Source organism: Burkholderia semiarida (assembly GCF_029268935.1).
GTDB classification, from domain to species: Bacteria; Pseudomonadota; Gammaproteobacteria; order Burkholderiales; family Burkholderiaceae; genus Burkholderia; species Burkholderia semiarida.
On the sequence record NZ_JAHLCL010000005.1, the window covers coordinates 1 to 23,312 of the forward strand.

General features: G+C 68.5%; 16 protein-coding genes. 11 read left to right on the forward strand and 5 right to left on the reverse strand.

All coding sequences use genetic code 11. The features are described 5' to 3' along the window. Positions 1 to 320: 320 nt before the first annotated feature. Positions 321 to 1,811 (reverse strand): L-asparagine permease, encoded by a 1,491-nt coding sequence (ansP, locus tag KPB06_RS06880; protein ID WP_275905441.1) that lies wholly within the window; start codon positions 1,809 to 1,811, stop codon positions 321 to 323. Positions 1,812 to 2,271: 460 nt separating this feature from the next. On the opposite strand from ansP, the gene KPB06_RS06885 reads away from it, so the two are divergent. From KPB06_RS06885 to KPB06_RS06900, 4 genes are all read left to right on the forward strand, one after another. Beyond that, positions 2,272 to 3,078, forward strand: a complete 807-nt coding sequence (locus KPB06_RS06885) for a transporter substrate-binding domain-containing protein (protein WP_275905440.1) — start codon at positions 2,272 to 2,274, stop codon at positions 3,076 to 3,078. A gap of 89 nt (positions 3,079 to 3,167) precedes the next feature. Next, positions 3,168 to 3,854, forward strand: a complete 687-nt coding sequence (locus KPB06_RS06890) for an amino acid ABC transporter permease (protein ID WP_060967315.1) — start codon at positions 3,168 to 3,170, stop codon at positions 3,852 to 3,854. After that, positions 3,851 to 4,501: an amino acid ABC transporter permease gene (locus tag KPB06_RS06895; RefSeq protein ID WP_059638614.1), complete on the forward strand. Its 651-nt coding sequence runs from the start codon at positions 3,851 to 3,853 to the stop codon at positions 4,499 to 4,501. Before KPB06_RS06890 ends, KPB06_RS06895 begins: the two co-directional genes overlap by 4 nt. Then, positions 4,488 to 5,237 carry an amino acid ABC transporter ATP-binding protein gene (locus KPB06_RS06900; RefSeq protein WP_059578922.1) on the forward strand — a complete coding sequence of 250 codons (750 nt, stop codon included), beginning with the start codon at positions 4,488 to 4,490 and terminating at the stop codon, positions 5,235 to 5,237. The genes KPB06_RS06895 and KPB06_RS06900 overlap by 14 nt, the downstream gene beginning before the upstream one ends. Before the next feature lie 200 nt (positions 5,238 to 5,437). Here KPB06_RS06900 and KPB06_RS06905 read toward each other — a convergent pair whose 3' ends face one another. After that, positions 5,438 to 5,974: a carboxymuconolactone decarboxylase family protein gene (locus KPB06_RS06905; protein WP_099318348.1), complete on the reverse strand. Its 537-nt coding sequence runs from the start codon at positions 5,972 to 5,974 to the stop codon at positions 5,438 to 5,440. A 129-nt stretch (positions 5,975 to 6,103) separates the two neighbouring features. Between KPB06_RS06905 and KPB06_RS06910 the strand changes: the two genes are divergently transcribed. After that, positions 6,104 to 7,084, forward strand: coding sequence for an AraC family transcriptional regulator (locus KPB06_RS06910; protein ID WP_059578927.1), 981 nt, complete (start codon positions 6,104 to 6,106; stop codon positions 7,082 to 7,084). Between the two features lie 294 nt (positions 7,085 to 7,378). Further along, a complete protein-coding gene (locus KPB06_RS06915; protein ID WP_275905439.1) occupies positions 7,379 to 8,284 on the forward strand; it encodes a LysR family transcriptional regulator in 906 nt (301 codons plus the stop codon). Positions 8,285 to 8,492: 208 nt separating this feature from the next. Here KPB06_RS06915 and KPB06_RS06920 read toward each other — a convergent pair whose 3' ends face one another. Further along, positions 8,493 to 10,562 carry a 2Fe-2S iron-sulfur cluster-binding protein gene (locus KPB06_RS06920; RefSeq protein ID WP_275905438.1) on the reverse strand — a complete coding sequence of 690 codons (2,070 nt, stop codon included), beginning with the start codon at positions 10,560 to 10,562 and terminating at the stop codon, positions 8,493 to 8,495. Positions 10,563 to 10,650: 88 nt separating this feature from the next. Continuing rightward, positions 10,651 to 11,268 carry a glutathione S-transferase family protein gene (locus tag KPB06_RS06925; protein ID WP_104013530.1) on the reverse strand — a complete coding sequence of 206 codons (618 nt, stop codon included), beginning with the start codon at positions 11,266 to 11,268 and terminating at the stop codon, positions 10,651 to 10,653. 551 nt (positions 11,269 to 11,819) lie between these two features. Between KPB06_RS06925 and KPB06_RS06930 the strand changes: the two genes are divergently transcribed. The 3 genes from KPB06_RS06930 (at position 11,820) to KPB06_RS06940 (ending at position 18,753) form a co-directional block, all read left to right on the forward strand. Continuing rightward, on the forward strand, positions 11,820 to 16,214 hold the full coding sequence (locus KPB06_RS06930; protein WP_275920429.1) for an autotransporter domain-containing protein: 4,395 nt from the start codon (positions 11,820 to 11,822) through the stop codon (positions 16,212 to 16,214). Positions 16,215 to 16,513: 299 nt separating this feature from the next. After that, a complete protein-coding gene (locus tag KPB06_RS06935; protein WP_059578940.1) occupies positions 16,514 to 17,233 on the forward strand; it encodes a response regulator transcription factor in 720 nt (239 codons plus the stop codon). Further along, complete coding sequence (locus KPB06_RS06940; protein WP_104013536.1) at positions 17,233 to 18,753, forward strand: sensor histidine kinase; 1,521 nt, start codon at positions 17,233 to 17,235, stop codon at positions 18,751 to 18,753. Before KPB06_RS06935 ends, KPB06_RS06940 begins: the two co-directional genes overlap by 1 nt. A gap of 15 nt (positions 18,754 to 18,768) precedes the next feature. Here KPB06_RS06940 and KPB06_RS06945 read toward each other — a convergent pair whose 3' ends face one another. Further along, the gene (locus KPB06_RS06945; RefSeq protein ID WP_060009548.1) at positions 18,769 to 19,869 is read right to left on the reverse strand and encodes an AraC family transcriptional regulator; all 1,101 of its coding nucleotides are present in this window, start codon (positions 19,867 to 19,869) and stop codon (positions 18,769 to 18,771) included. 311 nt (positions 19,870 to 20,180) lie between these two features. Here KPB06_RS06945 and KPB06_RS06950 point away from each other — a divergent pair, with 311 nt between their 5' ends. Then, a complete protein-coding gene (locus tag KPB06_RS06950; protein WP_059578945.1) occupies positions 20,181 to 21,815 on the forward strand; it encodes an AMP-binding protein in 1,635 nt (544 codons plus the stop codon). A gap of 108 nt (positions 21,816 to 21,923) precedes the next feature. After that, entirely contained in the window at positions 21,924 to 22,985 is a 1,062-nt protein-coding gene (locus KPB06_RS06955) for an AraC family transcriptional regulator (protein ID WP_081059078.1), read from the forward strand. The last annotated feature ends 327 nt before the right edge of the window (positions 22,986 to 23,312 follow it).

Sequence of the window (23,312 nt, forward strand, 5' to 3'; positions counted from 1 at the left end):
AAGGCAAGGCGACGGTCGTCGCGTTCATCGACGCGTGGAACAAGATGGTCGTCGCGCTGCGCAGCTACAAGGCGCAGGACGTGAAGGGCGGGCTGGGCCGCGGTGGCCAGCTTCAGGTCAACTGACGCCGACGGGGCCGGCGGGATGCCGCCGGCCGCTTGTCGCGTGCGCCCCACTCATTGCGAGCGCCTTGCCGGTCGGTGAGCCATGCCGTGCGACGTGGCGTCCCGGGTGCTCGTCCCCGATCGTTGCCACACGGCGTCGTCGGACACCCGGCACGACTCGGCGGGAACGGTCGCCGAGTCGCGCCGGGCCGGGATTCAGTCGTCTCCTTTCTCCAGTACGTTCTGCGTGAGCGTGACCGACGGAATCGTCGGCTTGAGCAACGCGCGGCGCGCGCGACGGCTCAGCCACTTCCAGCCGGCCACGAGCAGCAGCGCGACCAGCGGGATCGATGCGATCGTCCACGTGCCGTTCGGGTAGTCGAACGCCATCAACACCAGCACGCCGAGCAGGAACAGCAGCGTGAGCCACGACGTCACGGGTGCGCCCGGCATCCTGAACGATACGTCGTCCACCTCGCCGCGCCTGACCGCGGCGCGGAACTTCATCTGGCACACGACGATGAAGCCCCATGTGCTGACGATGCCGAGCGACGCGATGTTCAGCACGATCTCGAACACGCTCGACGGCACGAGATAGTTGAGCAGCACGCCGACCACATAGATCGCGACCGTCACCAGAATGCCCGCGTACGGCACGGATTGCGCGCTCATTCGCGCGAGGAACGCGGGAGCCGAGCCGCCCATCGACAGCGAACGCAACACGCGCCCCGTCGAATACAGGCCGGAGTTGAGGCTCGACAGCGCGGCCGTCAGCACGACGAGGTTCATCACCGAGCCGATGCCCGGCACGCCGAGCGCGCCGAAGAACGTGACGAACGGGCTCTGGCCCGCCTTGTACGCGCTCCACGGCAGCAGGCACACCAGCAGCACCACCGACGCGACGTAGAAAATCGCGATGCGCCAGATCACGTTGTTGATCGCGCGCGGCAGCACCTTGCGTGCATCCTTGCATTCGCCGGCGGCCGTGCCGACGAGTTCGACGCCCGCGAACGCGAATACCACGCCCTGTACCAGCACCAGCGCCGGCATCAGTCCGTGCGGAAAGAACCCACCGTTGTCGGTGATCAGATGCATGCCGGTGTCATGGCCGGCGACCGGCATGCCCGTGCCGAGGATGACCGAACCGATCACGAGAAACAGCACGATCGCAGCGACCTTGACCAGCGCGAACCAGAACTCCATCTCGGCGAACCACTTCACGCCGATCAGGTTCATCGTCGCGACGATGCAGAGCGCGACGAGCGCGAAGATCCACTGCGGCACGGCCGCGAACGGCGCCCAGTAATGCATGTAGAGCGCGACGGCGGTGATGTCGACGATGCCGGTCATCGCCCAGTTCAGGAAGTACATCCAGCCGGCGACGAACGATGCCTTCTCGCCGAGGAATTCGCGCGCGTACGACACGAAGCTGCCGCTGCTGGGGCGATGCATCACGAGCTCGCCGAGCGCGCGCAGGATCAGGAACGAAAACGCGCCGCATACCAGATAGACGATCGCGAGCGACGGGCCGGCGGCCTGCAGCCGGCCGCCCGCCCCGAGAAACAGCCCGGTGCCGATGGCCCCGCCAATCGCGATCATCTGCACCTGTCGATTGCCGAGGGTCTTGTGATAGCCGGCTTCGTGCGATTCGAGCCAGCTGCGTTTGTCGGTTTCGCCGGTTGTCGACGGTTCGGGAATCGATGCCATGACGGTATCCTCGCGCACGGATGGGATTGAATTCATCCCGATCGCGAGGCGATCGGGACCACCGGTACCGGCGGACGAGGGCGCGGAATCAAGCGCACCTGTCCTGATTGCGATTCGCCGGGCGTGGCGAACGGCACGGTACGTCGCGAACGTATTCAGCCGTAATTCCCGTCACAAACGGAATGCAAATTTCGACTGGGCCTGTTCGAATCCGTGCATAGGGGCCGGGCGGCGGGTGAACCGGTCAGTTAATTTGGTGCGCCGGCGCGCCCTGTGAGGGCAACCGCCGCCGCCGGCGCCGGCTCATGCACCGAAATGAGGAATGTGGATCGACGGGTCGCCCGGCTGGGTCGGTGCGGCAAGCGTTGCACGGGGCGTGGCCCGGTTCTTGCTGGAGTCGTGTCGGGCCGCGCAACGGTTGCGCGCGCCCCGACGACATACCAGACAAGGAAGATTCACCGTGAGCCCGACGACCCGACCGTTCCCCCGACGCACCTGGCTGGCTGCGTTGATCGCCGCACCCGTGATGGCGCTGTTCGCCGTCGCGCCGGCCCATGCCGATGCGCTCGACACCATCGCGAAAAACGGCACGCTGCGCGTCGCGGTGCCCGAGGACTATCCGCCTTTCGGCTCGGTCGGCACGGACATGCAGCCGCAGGGCTACGACATCGACATGGCCGGCCTGCTCGCCAAGGCGCTCGGCGTCAAGCTGAAGCTGGTGCCCGTGAACAGCGCGAACCGGATTCCGTACCTGACGACCAACAAGGTCGACATGGTGATCTCGTCGCTCGGCAAGACGCCGGAGCGCGAGAAGGTCATCGATTTCTCGAGCGCGTACGCACCGTATTTCCAGGGCGTGTTCGGCCCGTCCGACGTGAAGGTGAGCGCGCCCGCCGACCTGACCGGCAAGACGGTCGGCGCCACGCGCGGCGCGCTCGAGGAGATCGCGCTGTCGCAGCTCGCGCCGAACGCGACGATCAAGCGCTTCGAGGACAACAACGCGACGATCCAGGCGTTCCTGTCGGGGCAAGTGCAACTGATCGCGGCCGGCAACATCGTCGCGGCGGCGATTCTCGCGAAGAATCCGCCGCGCCGCCCCGAGGTCAAGTTCGTGATCAAGAATTCGCCGTGCTTCGTCGGCGTCAACAAGAACGAACCGCGCCTGCTCGCGAAGATCGACGATGCGATCGCGCATGCGAAGCAGGACGGCACGCTGGGCGAGATGTCGCGGAAGTGGCTCGGCCAGCCGCTGCCGGCCGGACTGTGACGAATCGTCGTGTCGCCTGACACGTCGCCGCTGCCGGCATGCCGGGCGCGGCGCGTGTCGTTGTCCGAACCCGAATTCATTCCGTTCCCATGAGCTACCAGCTTCAATTCGGCGAGCTCGCCGAATACGTCGGCGTGTTCGCGAGCGGCGCGGCGATCACGCTCGCGCTGACCGCGGTCGCGACCGTGCTCGGCGTGGCGGTCGGCGTGCTCGGCGCGGCCGCGTACAGCGCCGACGCGCGCGCGGCCGTACGATTGCGCCCGCTGATCGGCGCGTACGTCGAGGCGATCCGCAACACGCCGTTCGTCGTCCAGCTTTTCTTCATCTTCTTCGGCTTGCCGGCGCTCGGCGTGCACATCGATGAATACACGGCCGCGATCCTCGCGATGACGCTCAATCTCGGTGCGTACTCGATCGAGATCGTGCGCGCGGGCGTGGCCGCCGTGCCGAAAGGGCATCTGGAGGCCGCGTCGGCACTGGCGATGTCGCGCGCGCAGATGCTGCGCCACGTCGTGCTGCCGCAGGCGCTCGCCAAGGTGTTTCCCGCGCTGTCGAGCCAGATCGTGATCACGATGCTCGGTTCGGCGGTCGTGTCGCAGATCTCGGTGGCCGACCTGACCTATGCGGCCGGCTACATTCAGTCGCGCAACTTCCGCGCGTTCGAGACGTACTTCGTGATCACGCTCGCGTATCTGGCGATGGCGCTGCTGCTGCGCGCCACGCTCGGCGCGATGGGCCGCCGCCTGTTCTCCCGTCGCCTGCGAGGTGCGCGATGACCGATTTCACGTTCGGGCAGATTCTCACGAACCTGCTGCTGGCCGCGCGCTGGACGATCGTGCTGTCGATCGTGTCGTTCGTGACGGGCGGCCTCGTCGGCCTCGGGCTGCTCGTGATGCGCGTATCGAGTTCGACGCTGCTGCGCGGCGTCGCGAAGCTGTATATCGAAGTGTTCCAGGGCACTCCGTTGCTGATGCAACTGTTCATCGTGTTCTTCGGCCTGCCGCTCGTCGGGCTCGACGTGCCGCCGTGGGTCGCGGCCACGGCAGGGCTCACGTTCTTCACCAGCGCGTATCTCGCGGAAATCTGGCGCGGCTGCGTCGAGGCCGTGCCGAAGGGGCAATGGGAGGCATCGGCGAGCCTGGCGATGAGCTACGTCGAGCAACTGCGTCACGTGATCCTGCCGCAGGCCGCGCGCATCGCGATCGCGCCGACGGTCGGCTTCGGCGTGCAGGCCGTGAAGGATACGGCGCTGGTGTCGATCATCGGCTTCACCGAGCTGACGAAGGTCGGTATCGCGATCTCGAACGCGACGTTCCGGCCGTTCGTCGTGTACGGCCTCGTCGCGCTGATCTATTTCGCGCTCTGTTATCCGCTTACCCGTTACGCGCGCACGTTGCAAAGGAGATGGCATGCCGCTCGTTGAAACCCGTGGTCTCGAAAAGAACTTCGGCACCCATCATGTGCTCAAGGGCATCGATTTCTCCGTCGAGCGCGGGCAGGTCGTGTCGATCATCGGCCGCAGCGGCTCGGGCAAGAGCACGCTGCTGCGCACGCTCAACGGGCTCGAGAGCATCGACGCGGGCTCGATCTCGGTCGACGGCGAACGCGTGGATGCGCGGCATGCGGACCTGCGTGCGCTGCGGCTCAAGGTCGGCATGGTGTTCCAGCAATACAACCTGTTTCCGCACCTGAGCGCCGGGCAAAACGTGATGCTCGCGCAGTCGGTGGTGAAGAAGGCGCATCGTCAGCAGGCGCGCGCGATCGCGGAACTGATGCTCGAGCGCGTGGGCCTCGGCGACAAGTTCGACGCGTTTCCGGAACAACTGTCGGGCGGCCAGCAGCAGCGCGTCGCGATCGCGCGTGCGCTCGCGATGAAGCCGAGCGTGCTGCTGTGCGACGAAATCACGTCCGCGCTCGATCCCGAGCTCGTCGGCGAGGTGCTGGGCGTCGTCGAGCAGCTCGCGCGCGAGGACATGACGCTGATCATGGTCACGCACGAGATGAACTTCGCGCGTGCGGTGAGCGACAGGATCGTGTTCATGCACCAGGGCCGCGTGTGGGAGAGCGGAACGGCCGACGAGATCTTCGAGCGGCCGCAGACGGTGGAGTTGACGCGGTTTCTGGGCAGCGTCCGGAACCCGGAGGCGGCCGCGCGCTGATACGCGGTGCCGGCGCGGCTGCGCATGTCGATCGACGACTTCGGAACGGGTCATTCGAGCTTGCTGCACGTGTGCACCCGGCGTGGCGGCAGCGCACGCCGGCGCCCGTGTTCCGGGCGCGTCGGCGAGTATCCGTTCCGATGAAGGCCGACGGCTGAATCATCCGGATTCGGTTGCCGACGCCGCGCACGGACGCGCCGTTACTCCACGGCGGGAAAATCGAGCGTCGTGTCGTTCACGCGGTTCACGAGATTCGTGAACGTGATCGACGCGATGGCAAGATTGATCTCGATCAGCTGACGTTCCGTATAGCCAGCTGCACGTACTGCATCGACGACTGCACCGGGGACCGTGCCGTGCGTGCCGACGAGCGTGCGGACATACGTGACCAGCGCATCCCGCGCGGCGTCGCCGGTTGCCTCGCCCGCGCGCACCTGCTTCATCTGATCGCTCGTCAGGCCGGCCAGCTTGCCCATCAGCGTGTGAGCCGCGACGCAGTAGTCACAGCCCGCGTATTCGCTGACCGCCAGCTTGATGACTTCGATGTCTGCCTTGCCGAGCGTGCTCGACGCGACAGCGGCGTCGAATGCCAGCGCCGCGCCGAGTGCTTCGGGGCTGTGCGTTCCGATGGTTGCGTACGCATTGGGCACCTTGCCGACGGCCTTCTTGATCTTCGCGAATACTTCGGCGGCCGGGCCGGTTGCGTCTTCGGGGCGAATGGTGGTGAGACGGGACATGATCGACTCCTTCGTTCGGATTGAGGGTTGAACCGCTTAGCCATGTCGTATGGCATGGGAGTCAGTGTAGGGGTGCACGGCGAGTTCTTTAATGCCATAATTCCGCAACTTCATGCCCAAACGTCTCATATGGAACTGCTGGACCGACTGCTCGCGCTGATGCCGGTCACCGGACGGCTCGATGTGCGATGCCACTTCGGCTCGCCGTGGCGCATCGACCATCCCGAGTCGAACGAGTGGGAATTTCCCTATCACGTGCTGTTGCGCGGCGAGGCCGTGGTGGAAGGCGACGCCGGCGCGAAAGGCGAACCCGCGCTTCGAATGAAAGCCGGCGATATCGTGCTGTTTCCTTCCGGCAGCGCGCACAGCCTGCGCGACGGCAGCGGCAAGCCGCCCCGCCCGGCACGCGAGCGGCATCAGGACGGCCTGACCATTGTCACGAACGGCCGCACACGCGATGGCGCCGATGTGCTCTGCGGCCGCTTCATCCTCCCGGCGGTGCCGCAGCAGTTGCTGCGCGACCATCTGCCGGGGCGTTTGCTGGTAAGCAGCGTGAGCGAGGGCGACGGACCGGCGCGCGACGCCGCATTCGCGGCCACCAGGCTGGCCCGCGTCATCGAATTGATGCGCGAGGAAGCGTTCGAGCAACGACCGGGCAGCGCGACGGTCGTGAACCAGTTGTCGGGCGCGCTGTTTGCGTTGACCCTGCGATGCGCGTCCGATACCGGCCACGCGCCGCGCGGCCTGCTGGCGCTTGCGCAGCGTCAGCGGCTGCAGCCGGCGCTCGCGGCCATGTTCGATGAACCTGATAAGCCGTGGACGCTTCCGCAACTGGCCGCGCTCTGTCACATGTCGCGTGCCACGTTCGCACGCCACTTTGAAGAGGCAATCAGCCGCTCGGCAAGCGATGTGCTGACGGAAATCCGCATGGCGCTGGCCGGCCGCAAGCTGGCGCAAACGACGATGTCCGTCGCGGAGATCGGCGAATCGGTCGGATATCGATCGGAGGCCGCATTCCAACGGGTGTTCAAACGGCAGGTAGGCATGACGCCGGCGAAGTGGCGCATGCGGTCGTCGCAAACCGCGGAGCCGCAGGCGCGTTCGGCGTGACGGACGATGCGCACGCTGCGTTCGCCCGTCGGTTCCGCCCGGGCACGGCGTTCGCGTAATTGCCGGGATGCGGATCGGCCGCGCCATGTTGCCGCGTCGATCGTGGCCGGCCGGCGACCACCCATCCGTCGACGACGCTCGTGCATGCACGAGTCATGATCGTCGCGCACCGATCTCGTACGCGGAGCGGGTTCGAAACTTTGCTATGCTGGCCGCCGCCATGCGGCGACATGGATGCGCACGATACGCACTGCGCGTCAGGACACGTTCACTTCACCCGGATAGCTTTCAGACATGGACAGGCTCCAGGCCATGACCACCTTCGTCACGGTGGTCGAGACGGAAGGATTCGCATCGGCGGCGCGCAAGCTGAACGTATCGCCGTCGGTAATCAGCCGCGTGATGACGGAGCTCGAGGAGCATCTGGGCGTGCGGCTCTTGACGCGGACGACGCGCGTGGTCCGCATCACCGATGCGGGCGCGTCGTTTTACGAAGACTGCCGGCGAATCCTGGCGGACATCGACGCGGCGGAGCTTTCCGCCACCGGCACCGGCAATACGCCACGCGGCCAGCTCACCGTCACCGCGCCCGTGCTGTTCGGCAAGACCTACGTGACGCCGATCGCGCTCGAGTATCTGGAGCAGCATCCTTTCGTCAATCTCAACTGCTGGTTTCTGGACCGCGTCGTCAATCTCGTCGATGAAGGCGCCGACGTGGCCGTGCGCATCGGCGAGCTTCCGAATTCGTCGCTGCAGGCGATCTCGGTCGGCAAGGTGCGGCGCGTGCTGTGCGCTTCTCCCGCTTATCTCAGTGCGCACGGCACGCCGCGGCATCCGGACGATCTCGCGGCTCACGTCACGATCCAGGCGACGGGCATCACGCCGGCGCCGGAATGGCGCTTGCGCGCGCGGGACAAGACGCTCACCGTCCCCATCCAGCCGCGCCTCGTGACCACGACGAACGATTCCGCGATCGCCGCGGCGACGGCCGGCCTCGGAATCGTGCGCCTGCTGTCCTATCAGGTGGTCGACGAGCTCGCGCAAGGCACGCTGTGCGTGCTGCTGGCCGAGCACGAACTTGCCCCGCTTCCGGTTCATGTCGTGCATCGGGAGGGCAGGCACGCGAACCGGAGGGCGCGCGCCTTCATCGATCTCTGCGTCGAAAAGCTGAGAGCCAAGGCGCCGATGTGGTCTGCATAGCCGACAGCGGCGAGTCGGCACGGCGCGCGCGGCGGAACCATCCCGAACGGCGCGCATAGCAAGCATCGCATTCCGTCTGCAAGCAGGCCCTGCAGGCCGAGATCGCTCAGGCCGGGATGATCGTCGGGCCGCCCGAGCACGACGTTGACGTCTTTCCGGATCCAACGCCTTTCGCTGGCAATCGCCGCCGCGTGACGCGGGTTCTGAATTACACGTCGAGCAGCAGACGGTCGCCGCCGCCCGATTCGCGATGCGCGGGCACCGCGCAGCAGATCAGCGCTTCGTCGTCCGCTACCTTGAATTCCGGCACGACCGGATACGTCACCGCGCCTTCGACGATCCGGGTGCGGCAGGTGCCGCAACTGCCTCCCCGGCACCCGTATTCGGGCGTCAGGCCGCGCGCCTCGGCCAGCTCCAGCAGCGAGCCGCCGCCCGGTTGCCAGCGCGCTTCCTTGCCCGACTTGACGAATGCAACGGGTGTCGGCGTATCCGCCGGCGCACGCAGCGGGGCACGCGCGCCCGGATCGGCGCGACGCTCGAGCCCGGAAGGGCCGAACGACTCCGCGTGGATTCGGTCGTCCGCCACGTTCAGGTCGCGCAGCCCGTCATAGACCGCCTGCATGAAGCCCGACGGTCCGCACAGATAGAAGTCGTAGTCGTCGAACGGTAGCGTGGCGCGCAGCAGGTTCGCATCGATGCGGCCGACGACGTCGAACTCGTCGCCCTCGCGCGCGCCGCTCGCGTCCGACAGGACGCGCACCACGTTCACCGCGCCGTTCGCCGCCGATGCGAGCTGGGCGATCTCGTCGCTGAACGCGCGTTCCTTCACGGAGCGTGCGGCGTGAAAGAACCAGGTCTTGCGCGTGCCGCGCTTGCGCGCGCCTTCGTAGACGATGTGACGCAACATCGCCAGCATCGGCGTGATCCCGACACCGGCCGCCAGTAATACGGCGGGACGGCGCTCGAGCGCATCGATCGTGAATTGCCCGGCGGGCGCCCGGACGTCGATGCGGTCACCGACCTGCACCATGTCATGCAGATGCGACGACACGCGTCCTTCGCGCTTGACGCTGATGCGATACACGCCGTCTGACGGCGCGCTCGACAACGTATAAGTGCGGATGAGCGGAGCGCCGTTCTCCGACAGGTTCACGCGAATCGGCACGTGCTGGCCCGCCAGATGCGGCACCAATCCGGCGCCGTCCTCGGGATCGAGCTGAAACGAGCGGATCAGCATGCTCTCGTCGGTGATTTTCGCGACCCTGAACGGACGCCACGCCCGTGCCAGTTCGGCCGCTTTCAGGCGGCGCGCGGCCTCGTCCCAGCTTCCCGTCATCAGCGAGTTGGGCGACCAGCCTTCCGCCCGGAACGTCCAGCGCAACGGCAATGCGCCGGCGCGATAAACGACGTGGCGCGGCTTGAAGCGCCACAGTCGCTCCGCGCCCTGAAATGCGGCGATCTCGGGCGAATCGAGGTCGACTTCGGCTTCACCGGTCATCTGCAACACGTCGCCGGTTTCGAAGTCGGCGAACACGATGCCCGCGCGCGGATTGACCAGGAAATTGCCGAGTGTCGCGAAGAACAGGTTGCCGGCGAAATCGGGGATCGTCAGCACGCCGTCGTCGCCGATGCGCACGAACCCCGCCTTGCCGCCGCGATGCGAAACGTCGACCTGACGTTCGGCGCCGTCGCCGACGTAGGACGCAACGAACAGCGTGTCGGCAGCCGCGATGATCGCGCGGGCGCGATCGTCGAGATGATCGCTCTGCTCAGGTGCGATTGCGGAAAACGTATCGGGTTCGCGTACGAACGCGAAATCGCGCAACTGGATGTATTGCGGGCAGTTGCCGAAGCTCTGCACGACGTCGAGATCGAATGCGCGCGTCTCGCCGCGGCGGATCACGCCGTTCAGCCGATTGCGACGCCGCGTATGCAGTTCGATGCCGAGCAGGCCGATCGCCGCGCCGTCGCGCGTGCCGCCGGCAGCCGGATCGTTCGGATCGAATACGGTGTCGATGCGCAGACGCTTGTCGTTCGGCGACTGCATGAAGCCGGGCCGGCCGAACGCGAACGTCGCCCATACGTCGCCGTCGTCCGCCACCGCACCGACGACGACGAAAGGCAACTGCGCGAAGAACGCTCGATGCTGGTCGGGCATGTGGTTCCTGACGAAGCGCCGTCCCACGCTGTCCATCTTCTGCATCACGCCTGTCTTTTCCTGCAGCTCGAGTTCGCCCCGATGCCACGGCGAGTTCGATTCATTCGATACCGTGCTCAAGATGTGTCTCCTCGACGGAATTTGCACATGACGCATTGGGCGCGCCGGCGTCGCCCGTCGGCCTGCACGGGCGACGGGCCGACTTCGCTCACGCAGCCGCCGCGAGCCCGACCGGCGTCTTCACGAACTCGACGAAGCCAGGCAACGCTTCGATGCGGCGCAGCCACGCCGCGACGTTCGAATAGCCCGACAGATCCACGTTGCCTTCCGGCGCGCGCGCGACGTAGCTGTACAACGCGACGTCGGCGATGGTCGGCTTCGGCCCGACGATGAAGTCGCGCGCCGCGAGTTCGGCGTCGATGAGCGCGAGGATGCGATGCGCACGGGCGATCACTTCGTCGGCGTTGAACTTCGCGCCGAACACCGTGATGAGCCGCGCGGCGGCCGGGCCGAATGCGATCTCGCCGGCCGCGACGGACAACCAGCGCTGCACGGCGGCTTCCTGTACGGGCGATGGCGGGAGGAAGTCGTGGTTGCCCGACGTGCGGGCGAGATACACGAGAATGGCATTCGAATCGGCGATCACGGTGTCCCCGTCCACCAGCACCGGCACCTGACCGAAGCGGTTCAGCGCCAGAAATTCAGGCGACTTGTGCGCGCCGGCGGCCAGGTCGACTTCAATCAGTTCGTGCTCGATGCCGAGCAGCGAGATGAGCAGGCGTGCGCGGTGCGAATGACCGGAAAGCGGGTGAACGTAGAGCTTCATGACGGTGTCCTTTGGGCAGGTGCGACGAGCAGGTCTCATCGCTTGCGGTAAGTCTAGAAACTCGTCGGCTGCGGCAGAATCCCCGCTGCCGAGAATTGATCGTTCTCGTTTCCAGACGAGTCGGACGAAAGCCGGTGTGGTCGTCAAGGCGCGTGACGGGCGTGTTGGCGTTGTCTTCCGTGTCGGTCCCGAACCGGCTGGCAGGCCGGCGGGCACGTGGAGACCGAGCGGCGGTCGCGCATTGAAAGACGCCGTGTGTCAGGCGTACGGACGGAAGACATCGGGTAGCCGGGGGCGACCACGAGGCGTCGTCGACCGCGTCGTGTCTTCCGCTCGCCGCCGGAGCGTGACGGGGCCACGACAACCTGGATGGGCTGCCGACGTAGGTGTTATATTGCGCGCGCATGCGCCCCGACCGATGAACCAACACAATCAGTATCCGCGGACCGGCGCGCCATAGAAAGACAACTAGAACGGGTCCGTCGCGCCATCGGGGCAGCCTCTCCGTGACCGGCGCCAGGCCCATGGGTCTATGCACCGAGGGGATCGACATGAACCGGGTCTATCGGCTGGTCTGGAGCCGCAGCTTGCATGCTCCGCAAGTGGTATCCGAACGCACGAGGGCGTCGCACGGCGGAGTCGACACCGGCCATGGCGCCACGCCCGCGCGCCGCCGCGCCTGCCTCGTTTCGATCGGCGTGTCGCTCGGTCTGGCCGGCGCGGCCGTCCCGGGTTGGGCCGCCACGTGTTCGTCCGCCACCATCGCGAATTGCAGCGCGCCCGGCGGCGACGGCATCCCGGACCGAAGCGGCAACGGCGGCAGCGGTAACGGCGGTGGCGGGGGTTCGTCTACGTTGGGCGGAGGCTCGGCCACGGTCCAGGTCCCCGGCGGGGCCACGTCAGGCGGGACAGGCGGCACCGGTGCGACGAACGACAGCGGCCAGGGCGGCCCCGGCGGAGCGCCAGCCGTGGTGCTCGCCGGCGATGCGGTGGTCAACGCGAACGCGCAAGGCGGCGCCGGTCAGGCCTTCGATGGATTCAATTTCGCCGGCGGTGCCGGTGGCGGCGGCGCGGGCGTGTATTCGACCGGCACCAGCGTGACCGTCAACAACGGCGTGACGGTGCAGGGCGGCACCGGCGGGAATGGCGGAGCCGGCACGTCGGGGCCTGCGTCGAACGGCGGCGGTGGAGGCGGCGGGGGCGCTGCGCTCGTCATGGTGACGCCGGCGGCCGACGTGACGAACCAGGGAGCGCTCGTCGGCGGAAACGGCGGCAACGGGGGCAGTGGCGGAAACCCGGGCGGCGGCGGGGGCGGCGACGGGCTGCTGACCTTGGGGCCCGGTTCGCAGGTGACCAACCTCGGGACCATCACCGGCGGTGTGGGCGGCGTCAGCGGCGGTGGCGCAAGCACGGCCGGAGCCAGCGGCGCCGGTGTCAACCTGGCCGGCGGCTTCACCGTGCTGACCAACGTCGGCACGATCGCCGGCGGCGCCGGCAACGGCGCGGCCGCCGGGGCCGGCGTCATCGTCAATGGCGGCGATTTCGTCGTCAACGGCGGTACGATCTCGGGCGGCTTGTACGCGGACGGCGTCACGCGCGCGGCAGCCGTCCGGTTCAACGGCGCGAACAATACACTGCAGTTGGTGACCGGGTCCAACATCGTCGGAAACCTCGAGGTGGCTGCTGCGGCGGCGGCCACCATCATCGCGGGCTCCCCCGGGCTCACGCTGTCCAACCAGGTGACGCTCGGCGATGCCGCGTCCCGGGTGACTTTCAATTCCGGCGCGACTGGCCTAGTGGTTTCAGGCGTGGTATCCGGGGCGGGCAGTGTGGCCGTGAGCGGCGGCCGAACGATCACGCTGACGGGAGACAACACCTATACCGGCGGCACCACCATCAGCGCCGGCACGCTGCAGATCGGCAGCGGCGGGACCACGGGCTCGGTCGTCGGCAACATCGTCAACAATGGCACGTTGGCGTTCAACCGCAGCGACACGGTGACGTATGGCGGCACCGTCAGCGGGGCGGGCGGCCTCGTGCAGGCGGGTACCGGCACGCTCGCGATATCCGGCGCCGCCAGCTATACGGGGAGCACCGCGATCAACGGCGGCACGCTCGCGCTGATCGGCACGGGCAGCATCGCTGCTTCCAGCGGGATTGCCAACAACGGCACGTTCGACATCTCGGGGACGACTTCGGGCGCCACGATCAATGCGCTCACGGGTACGGGCACGGTCGCGTTGGGCAGCCGGACGCTGACGCTCGCCAATGCGGCCGGCACGTTCAGCGGCGTGATCGGCGGCACCGGCGGGCTCACCGTGGCGGGCGGCACGCAAACGCTGTCGGGCGCCCACGCCTTTACCGGTGCAACGTCGATCAACGCCGGCACGCTGGCATTGACCGGTTCGGGCAGCCTGGCCGCCTCCAGCGCAATCGCCAACAACGGCACGTTCGATATCTCGGGGACGACGGCCGGGGCGACGATCAATACGCTCACCGGCGCGGGCACGGTGGCGCTGGGCGGTCGCACGCTGACGCTCGCGAATGCGGCCGGCACGTTCAGCGGCGTGATCGGCGGCACCGGCGGCCTGACGGTTGCGGGCGGTACGCAGGCGCTGTCCGGTACGAACGGCTTTACCGGTGCAACGTCGATCAACGCCGGCACGCTGGCATTAACCGGTTCGGGCAGCCTGGCCGCCTCCAGCGCAATCGCCAACAACGGCACGTTCGACATCTCGGCGACCGCCGCCGGGGCGACGATCAATGCGCTGACCGGCACGGGCACGGTGGCGCTGGGCAGCCGCACGCTGACGCTGGCCAATGCGGCCGGCACGTTCGGCGGAACCATCAACGGGACGGGCGCACTGACCGTCGGCGGCGGTACGCAAACACTGTCGGCGGCGAACGCCTACACGGGCGCTACCACCGTCAATGCCGGAACGCTGGCGCTGACCGGTTCGGGCAGCATTGCGGCCTCCAGCGCGGTCGTCGACAACGGGACGTTCGATATCTCGGGGACGACCGCCGGGGCGACGATCAATGCGCTCACGGGTACGGGCACGGTCGCGCTGGGCGGTCGCACGTTGACGCTCGCCAATGCGGCCGGCACGTTCGGCGGTGTGATTGACGGCACCGGCGGGCTGACCGTGGCGGGCGGCACGCAAACGCTGTCCGGCGTGAACACATACACCGGGGCGACGACGGTCGACGCGGGCACGCTCGCGTTGTCGGGCGCCGGCCGGCTGGCGTCGTCCACGTCGGTCACGCTGGCCGGCCAAGCGGCCGCGCTCGACCTGTCCGCGGCCGGCAGCCAGACGGTCGCGCATCTGTCCGGCGTGGCAGGCAGCCGCGTAGTGGTGGGCGGCAGCGCGCTCACGCTGGCCGACGACTCGTCGCAAACCTTCAGCGGCAGCCTCGTCGGCACCGGCGGCCTGGTCAAACGAGGCGCGGGCATGCTGACGCTGAACGGTATCAGCAACGCGTTCTCCGGAACGACGACGGTGGCGGGCGGCACGTTGGCCGTTGGCGACGCGGCGAATGCCGGTGCAGTGCTGGGGGGCAATGTCGTGGTCGATGCGCTCGGCACGTTGCGCGGCCATGGCACGGTAGCGGGCGCCGTCAGCAGCAGCGGGGTGGTCGCGCCGGGCGGTTCGATCGGAACGCTGACCGTGGGCGGCAACTACACGCAGGCGGCGGGCGGCACGCTGTCGATCGAGGTCAGCCCGACGGAAGCATCGCAATTGCGCGTGGGCGGCACCGCGACGCTCGGCGGTTCGTTGGCCGTTCTGTTCGATCCCGGCACCTATACCGCCCGCCGCTACACCGTGCTGAGCGCGGCCAACGGCGTGACGGGCCGTTTCTCGAACGTCGGCACCAGCACGGCCGGCGCGAATCTCGGCGCGTTGCAATCGTCGGTGGACTACGGCGCCAATGCGGTCGACCTGCTGCTCGCCGAGCCGGCCGGGCCCGGCACGCCGGCCGGCCCGGGCACGCCGGCCGGCCCAACGGTCATCGCGCCGACCAGGACGTCGATCTACACGGCGCTCGGCACGACGGCCTTGCTGCAGGCGCAAGACGCCAGTTCGACGCTGCTCGGGCGTCTCGCCGGCCGGCAGGATGACGCGGCGGGTGCCAGCAACGTGTGGGCCGTGGCCAATGGTTCCAGCACCAAGGTGGGCGGCACGGGCGGCGCGCCGGGCTTCCTCACGCACGCGTACGGGTTCCTGGCGGGCGCACAGGGGCGGCTCGGCGAAGCGACGGTCGGTGCGGCGGGCGGCTACACGCACACCACGCTGGCGGAAGACACGACAGGCGCATCAGGCGCCATCGACACGCTGCGCGTCGCGCTGTACGGCGCGCGGCCGATCGGCGCCGTCAATCTGTCGGCGGCGCTCGGCTACGGTCTCGATTTCCTGTCGCAGAAGCGGCCGTTCGGCAGCGTGGGTACCGCCGAAGGCGACCATCTCGGCCACGAATTCACCGCCGCCACGCAGGCCAGTCTGCCGATGGAAGCCGGCGGTTTCCGGTTCACGCCGCACATCGGACTGCGGTATGCGTACGTGCGCGGCACCGGCTTCGGCGAGAACGGCGCCAACGGCCAGAACCTGAACGTCGGGCCCGACAGTGCGAGAAGCCTTCAGCCTTACGCGGGCGTGTCGCTCGACAAGGCGTTCGGCGACGCCGTGCGCCCGGTCGGCGTCCAGCTTCGCGTCGGCTATGCGCACGAGGTGCTGCGCGGCAGCCGCGTCGTCCAGGTGCAGAGCCAGGACGGGACCGTGTTCGCGGCGCCGGGTACCGATCTTCCGCGCGCGTTCCTGACCACGGGCGCCAGTGTCACGCTGCAGGCCGCCAAGACGACCACGGTATCGCTCGGGCTGGATGCGACGATCGATACGAGCCACGTGTCGGCGCAGTCCGCATATGTGCGCGTCAATTCCCGGTTCTGACCGCATGGGAGCCGAGATGGCGAAACCGTGCCGTCTTTTCGAACCGGCCTTTTGGCGTTTGCGCCGGAGCGCGTCGAATCGGGTTCGAGGGGCCGGAGCGGGAAGCCTCGCCGAGATTCGCTCACATCACGAGTACGATCCAGATTTAAACGATTTGTGATCACTCTCCGCCGCAAAATTTTGCACAATGACGGCAGCGCGGCCTTTCGCCGGGCGGCGTTCCGGGCGACCGAGCGCCGCCCGGCAACCGCCCGACAACCCTCACCGAGCGTCGCGCCGACGTGCCGCCGCCCACCGCCATGGACCAACCGAAACGCATCCTGATCGTCGAGGACGACGCCGACATCGCCGACGTGCTGAGCCTGCACCTGCGCGACGAGCGCTACGAGGTCGTGCACAGCGCGGACGGCGCCGAAGGGCTGCGCCTGCTCGAACAGGGCAACTGGGACGCGCTGATCCTCGACCTGATGCTGCCGGGCGTCGACGGCCTCGAAATCTGCCGGCGCGCGCGGGCGATGACGCGCTACACGCCGATCATCATCACGAGCGCGCGCTCAAGCGAGGTGCACCGGATCCTCGGCCTCGAACTCGGCGCCGACGACTACCTCGCGAAGCCGTTCTCGGTGCTCGAACTCGTCGCGCGCGTGAAGGCGCTGCTGCGGCGCGTCGATGCGCTCGCGCGCGATTCGCGGATCGACGCGGGCACGCTCGACGTCGCCGGGCTGGCGATCGACCCGATCGCGCGCGAGGCGAGCGTCGACGGCGTGCGCATCGACCTCACGCCGCGCGAATTCGACCTGCTGTATTTCTTCGCGCGGCACCCGGGCAAGGTGTTTTCGCGGATGGACCTGCTCAATGCGGTGTGGGGCTACCAGCACGAAGGCTACGAACACACGGTCAATACCCACATCAACCGGCTGCGCGCGAAGATCGAGGCCGATCCGGCCGAGCCCGTGCGGATCCTCACCGTTTGGGGCCGCGGCTACAAGCTCGCCGCGCCGGGGCAGCGGGACGCATGATGAAACTCACGCTCACGCGGCGGCTGTCGCTCGTGTTCTCGATCCTGCTGCTCGCGTGCTCGGGCGCGTCGGCGTGGCTGCAGATCCGCGCGAACGACATGCGCGAGAAGGAAGTCGTGCAGGCGCTGTCGCGCGATCTGGCCGCCAACATCGCGGGCAGCGCGCCGCTGATGGACGCGAACGGGCTGCGCCCCGACGCCGTGCGCACGCTGTTCGGCCAGTTGATGGGCGTGAACCCGAGCGTCGAGGTGTACCTGCTCGACAACGCGGGGCGCATCAAGGGCGACGACGCGCCGCCGGGCCACGTGAAGCGCGACCGCGTCGATCTCGCGCCCGTGCAGCGCTTCATCGCGGGCCAGCCGCTGCCGATTCTCGGCGACGACCCGCGCAGCCCGGACGCGCGCAAGGTGTTCAGCGCCGCGCCGCTGCAGCGCGCGGGGCAGCCGCCGTCGGGCTACATCTACGTGGTGCTGCTCGGCGAGGCGCATGACCGGCTCGCCGCGCGCGTCGACGCCGGCAACGTGCTGCGCACGACGCTGTGGTCGATGGCGATCGTCGCACTGCTCGGCCTGCTCGCGGGCCTCGTCGCCTTCAGCTTCATCACGCGCCCGCTGCGCCGGCTGACGGCCGCGATGCGCGGCTTCGACGCGAACGGCGCGCCCGGCGCGCCAGCCATGCCCGCCATGCCCGATACGCAGCCGCCGGTGCTGCGCTTGCCGCCGGGCCGCCGCGGCGACGACATCGCGGTGCTCGAATCCGCGTTCGCGCAGATGGCCGACCGGATCGGCGAACAGTGGCGCGCATTGACGCGCCAGGACCAGCAGCGGCGCGAACTGATCACGAACATCTCGCACGACCTGCGCACGCCGCTCACGTCGCTGCACGGCTATCTGGAGACGCTGTCGCTGAAGGCCGACACGCTGGCCGAGCCCGAACGGCGGCGCTACCTGTCGATCGCGCTCGCGCAGAGCGCGAAGGTCGGGCGGCTCGCGCAGGCGCTGTTCGAGCTCGCGCGGCTCGAATCGGGCGGCGTGCAGGCCGAGCGCGAGCCATTCTCGCTCGTCGATCTCGTGCAGGACGTGTTCCAGAAGTTCGAGCTGACCGCGCAATCGCGCGGCGTCGCGTTGCATGCGCGGATCCCGCCGCGCGTGCCGGTCGTGTCGGCCGATCTCGGGATGATCGAGCGCGTGCTGACCAACCTGCTCGACAACGCGCTGCGGCACACGCCTTCGCAGGGCGAGGTCGAGATCGCGCTCGAGCCTCGGGAAGACCGTGTGGTCGTGACGGTGTCGGATACCGGGGAAGGGATTCCGGCGGCGCGGCGCGAAGGGCTGTTCCAGCGGCCGCAGCGGCCGATCAGCGGCGGCACGGCGACGAGCGGCGGGCTCGGCCTGTTGATCGTGCACCGGATGCTGGCGCTCAACGGCAGCAGCATCCGGCTCGTCGACCGGGCCGGGCACGGCGCGGTGTTCGAGTTTGCGCTGGCGGTCGCGTCGCCGGCCGCCGGCGACGCGCGCTGACCGCCGGCGGCGGCGTCAGCCGCCGCGCTTGCGCCGCACGTCGGTCGGCGTCGTGCCGGTCCAGCGCTTGAACGCGTGGCGGAATCCCACCGCATCGCTGAAGCCGAGCGTCAACGCGATGTCCTCGATGCTGAGCGTGGTCGTGCCGAGGTAGTCGATCGCGAGCGCCTTGCGCACGCTCGTCAGCAGTTCGCTGTACGACGTGCCTTCGGCTTCGAGCTTGCGGCGCAGCGTGCGCGAGGTCATGCAGAGGATTTCGGCGATCGCGTCGATGTCCGGGAATTGTCCCGGCGTGCGGGTGAGCTCCTCGTATACGCGTCGCGTGATGCCGGACTGGCTGCGTAATTCGTCGAGCAACCGGGCGCAGTGCGACGACATCTGCGCGGCGGTGATCGGGTTCGCGAGCTGCGGCGCGCGCGCGAGCCATGCCGCCGGATAGCTGAGCACGTGATGCGGCTGGTCGAACGCGATCGGGCATTCGAGCGCATCGGCCAGCAGCGCCGCGTGCGGCGGCCGCGGCTGCGCGAACTGCGCGCGCGCCGGCACGCACCATCCGCCCATCACGTCCTTGATGACCGTCACGTGCAGCGCGAACTGCATGTCGATCAGGAAACGGTACAGCGGCGCGTCGAGATCGGGCAGCGTGACCTCATGCCGGGCCGGAAACAGCCACGACGCGGTATCGCCCTGTTCGACCCAGCGGATCGGCAGCATGCCGTTCGCGAGCCGGTGATACTTGACGGCCGAATCGAACGCGCGCGCGAGCGATTCCGAGCACAGCATCGCGTAGCCGTACATCCCGTAGCTCGATGCGTGCAGCCGGCGGCCGACGCGCACGCCGAGGTCGGTGCCGTCGTACCGGCCGACCGCATTGCGCGCGGCCGTCAGGAACTGCAGCGGCGACGTGAGCGTGAACGGATCGACGACGTCGGCCGGCGTGAGCCCGGTGCCGGCGAGCACCGTGGCCGGATCGAGGCCGGCGTGCGCGGCCACGTCGACCAGCACGGCCAGCTTGGCCGGCGTGAAGCGCTGCGCGCGCAACGCGTGGGCGGCCTCGGCGTCGGGCAGCCGGGCGGGACGGGCGTCGGTCGGTTTCAACAGCGCGCTGCGCGGCATGGCGGGATCCTGCGTCCGAATCGATATCGTTGACGGCCCGCAATTCTGCTCGGGAACGGTCCCGTCCGCCACAGGGTTCACCCTGATGCAGCGATGGAAAAGGCCGGCCGGACGGGTGTTCGCGGTGTGAGTGGCGCAGGCGCGTGCGTTCGCGTGTCCGTTTCGATCATGTTTTCGGCCGCGCGGATCATTTGCAACGCGCATCGCGCGGGCGATAGTCGCCGGTCAGGCGGCGGCCCGCGTCCTTTCGGCGTGCAGGCCGCCGTGAGAGCGGTACGCACGCTGGCGTGCCGCGCCCAGAGGAGTGAGACATGACGAAGAGACACTGGATCGGGTCGTATGGCTCGATCCCCGCCGAGATCGACGCCGATCGCCATCCTTCCGTAAGCGCGCTGCTGGACGACGCGATGCGCCGCTTCGCCGATCGTCCGGCGTTCCATGCATGCGGCCGCACGCTCACCTATGCCGACGTCGAGCACCTGTCGACCGCGCTGGCCGCGTATCTGCAGCAGGTCGTCGGCGTGCGCAAGGGCGACCGCGTGGCCGTGATGCTGCCCAACGTGCTCGCGTTCCCGGTCGTGTTCGTCGCCGTCGCGAAGATCGGCGCGGTGCAGGTCAACGTGAATCCGCACTACACCGCACGCGAGCTCGAGCATCAGCTCGACGACGCCGGGGTCGAGGTGGCGATTGTCTGCGGCGGGTCGATGGGCACGTTCGCGGACGTGGTCGGCCGCACGCGCGTGCGCATCGTGCTGAGCGTGGGCCGGGAGGACCTCGGCGTCGTCGATGCGCCGGCCGGCACGTGCGACACGCTGCCGCCCGGTTCGACCGCGCTCGCGCACGCCATCGCCGCCGGGGAATCGCTCGCGTGCGAGCCGGTTGCGCTGAGCGGCGCGGACCTGTTGCTGCTGCAATACACGGGCGGCACGACCGGCCTGTCGAAGGGCGCGGCGCTGTCGCATCGCAACCTCGTCGCGAACATCGCGCAGTTCGCGGCGATCGTGCCGGATGCGCGCCGGCCGGGCGAGGAAGTCGTCGTCACGGCGATCCCGCTGTATCACATCTTCGCGCTGACGGTGAACTTCCTGTCCTACTTCGCGATCGGCGCGCAGAACTGGCTCGTCGCGAACCCGCGCGACATGGACGGGTTCATCGACGTGCTGAAGGCCGCGCGGCCGACGGTGTTCGTCGGCGTGAACACGCTGTACGCGGGGCTCGCCGGCCATCCGCGCCTGAAGGAGGTCGACTGGTCGCGGCTGAAGCTGTCGGCCGGCGGCGGCGCGGCGGTGATCGACGTGATCTCGTCGCGCTGGAAGGCGGTGACGGGCAATTTCATCCGCGAGGGCTACGGGCTGTCGGAAACGTCGCCGGTCGTGTCGTTCAACCCGCAGTCGATCGACCGCTTCACGGGCACCACGGGCGTGCCGCTGCCGTCGACCGACGTGAAGCTGCTCGACGACCAGGATCGCGAGGTGGCGATCGGCGAAGCGGGCGAGATCTGCGTGAAGGGGCCGCAGGTGATGAGCGGCTACTGGCGGAAGCCGGACGCGAACGCGGCCGCGTTCACCGCGGACGGCTATTTCCGCACCGGCGACGTCGGCGTGTTCGACGCGGCGGGCTTCCTGCGGATCGTCGATCGCAAGAAGGACATGATCATCGTGTCGGGCTTCAACGTGTATCCGAACGAGATCGAGGCGGTCGCGACCGCGCTGCCGGGCGTCGCCGAATGCGCGTGCATCGGCGTGCCGGACCCGCGCACGGGCGAGGCCGTCAAGTTGTTCGTCGTGTGCGCGCCGGACGCCGACGTGACGGAGGCGCAGCTCGTCGCGCACTGCCGCGCGAGCCTGGCCGCGTACAAGGTGCCGAAGCTGGTGCGCTTCGTTGACCGGCTGCCGAAGTCGACGGTCGGCAAGATCCTGCGCCGGGAACTCGGCCGCACCGACTGATGGCGGCCACGCGCCGCGCGGCCGCGGCGGCCCGGCACGGCCCGGCCCGGTGCGCGTCCAACCCCGAAGGTCGCGCGCGGGCCGCTCAAGTACAATGCGGTCGGTTCGATCGACGGGGACGCGATGACCGGCTCAGATTCACTTTCCGCCCGGCCCGGGCGTGCGCTGCCGTCGCCGAGCGCGACGGTGCCGATCTCGCTCGTCAACGGCTTTCTCGCGAGCGCGGGCGCGCGGCGCGACGTGGTCGAGCGCTACCTGCGCGGCGCCGGCATTCCGATCGAGCTGCTCGGCGAGCCGCATGCGCGCGTGACGGAGGAGCAGTTCTCGACGCTGTACCGCACGCTCGCGATCGACCTCGACGACGAGATGCCCGGCATCTTCTCGCGTCCGCTGCGCGGCGGCACGCTGAAGTACCTGTGCCTGAGCCTGCTCGATGCGCGCAACCTCGAAACGGCGCTGCATCGTTTCGGGCAATTCTTCCATATCCTGCTCGACGACTTCTTCGTCGAATCGAAGCGCGACGAGCTCGTCGCGCAGGTGCTGCTGCGCCCGAACGACGCCATCGGCCCGATCGGCGCGCTCGGCCAGGAGCTGATGCTCAAGCTCGTGCACGGCGTGTGCTCCTGGTTGATCGGGCAGAAGATTCCGCTGCTGCAGATCGAGTTCGCGTGCCCGCGGCCGCGCCATGCGGTCGACCACCTGTACTTCTTCACCGGCGCCGTGCAGTTCGACTGCGCGCGTACGCTGATGCGCTTCAGCGCCGATTACCTCGACGCGCCGATCCGCCAGAGCAAGCGCAACCTGCGCAAGTTCCTCGCGCGTGCGCCCGGCGACTGGATCTTCGAATCGTTCAGCGAACAGCTCGTGTGCCATCGCGTGCGGCAGTACCTGTCGGCGGCGCTGCCCGACCTGCCCGCGATCGACCAGGCGGCCGAGCACCTGCATTGTTCGGTGCGCACGCTGAGCCGTCATCTGGCCGCCGAAGGGACGACGTTCCAGGTACTGAAGGACGAGCTGCGGCGCGATATCGCGATCCAGCGGCTGACCGACACGCCCGACACGATCGCGGCGATCGGCGCCGATATCGGCTTCGACGATCCGAGCGCGTTTCATCGCGCGTTCCGGCACTGGACGGGCAGTACGCCGGGGACGTATCGGCGCCGGGCGTGACGCGGGCGCGGCGCCGGGTGTCACCGATTCGCGGTGCCGCGGATGGAATCCCATAACCGGACACCTTGGCGGTTTTCATGGCCGGTTCTTCAGAGGACACTCCCATAACCGGCTCCCTTTGCTGCGCCGAGCGGGGCCGCCGCGCGTACGCGTGGCCGTTTTTTTGGCGCGCTTCACCGCAATCTCCGATACGGGCGGATCGGGCGCCGACGCCCGCGCGGCGGGCTTCTCCGCCGGGCGGCAGGGTCGCCGCCGGTGCGCGGCGTGGCCGATTTTGTCACCATGTGGGCCGGATATGACAATGAAAATCCGGACCCCCGGCGTTAG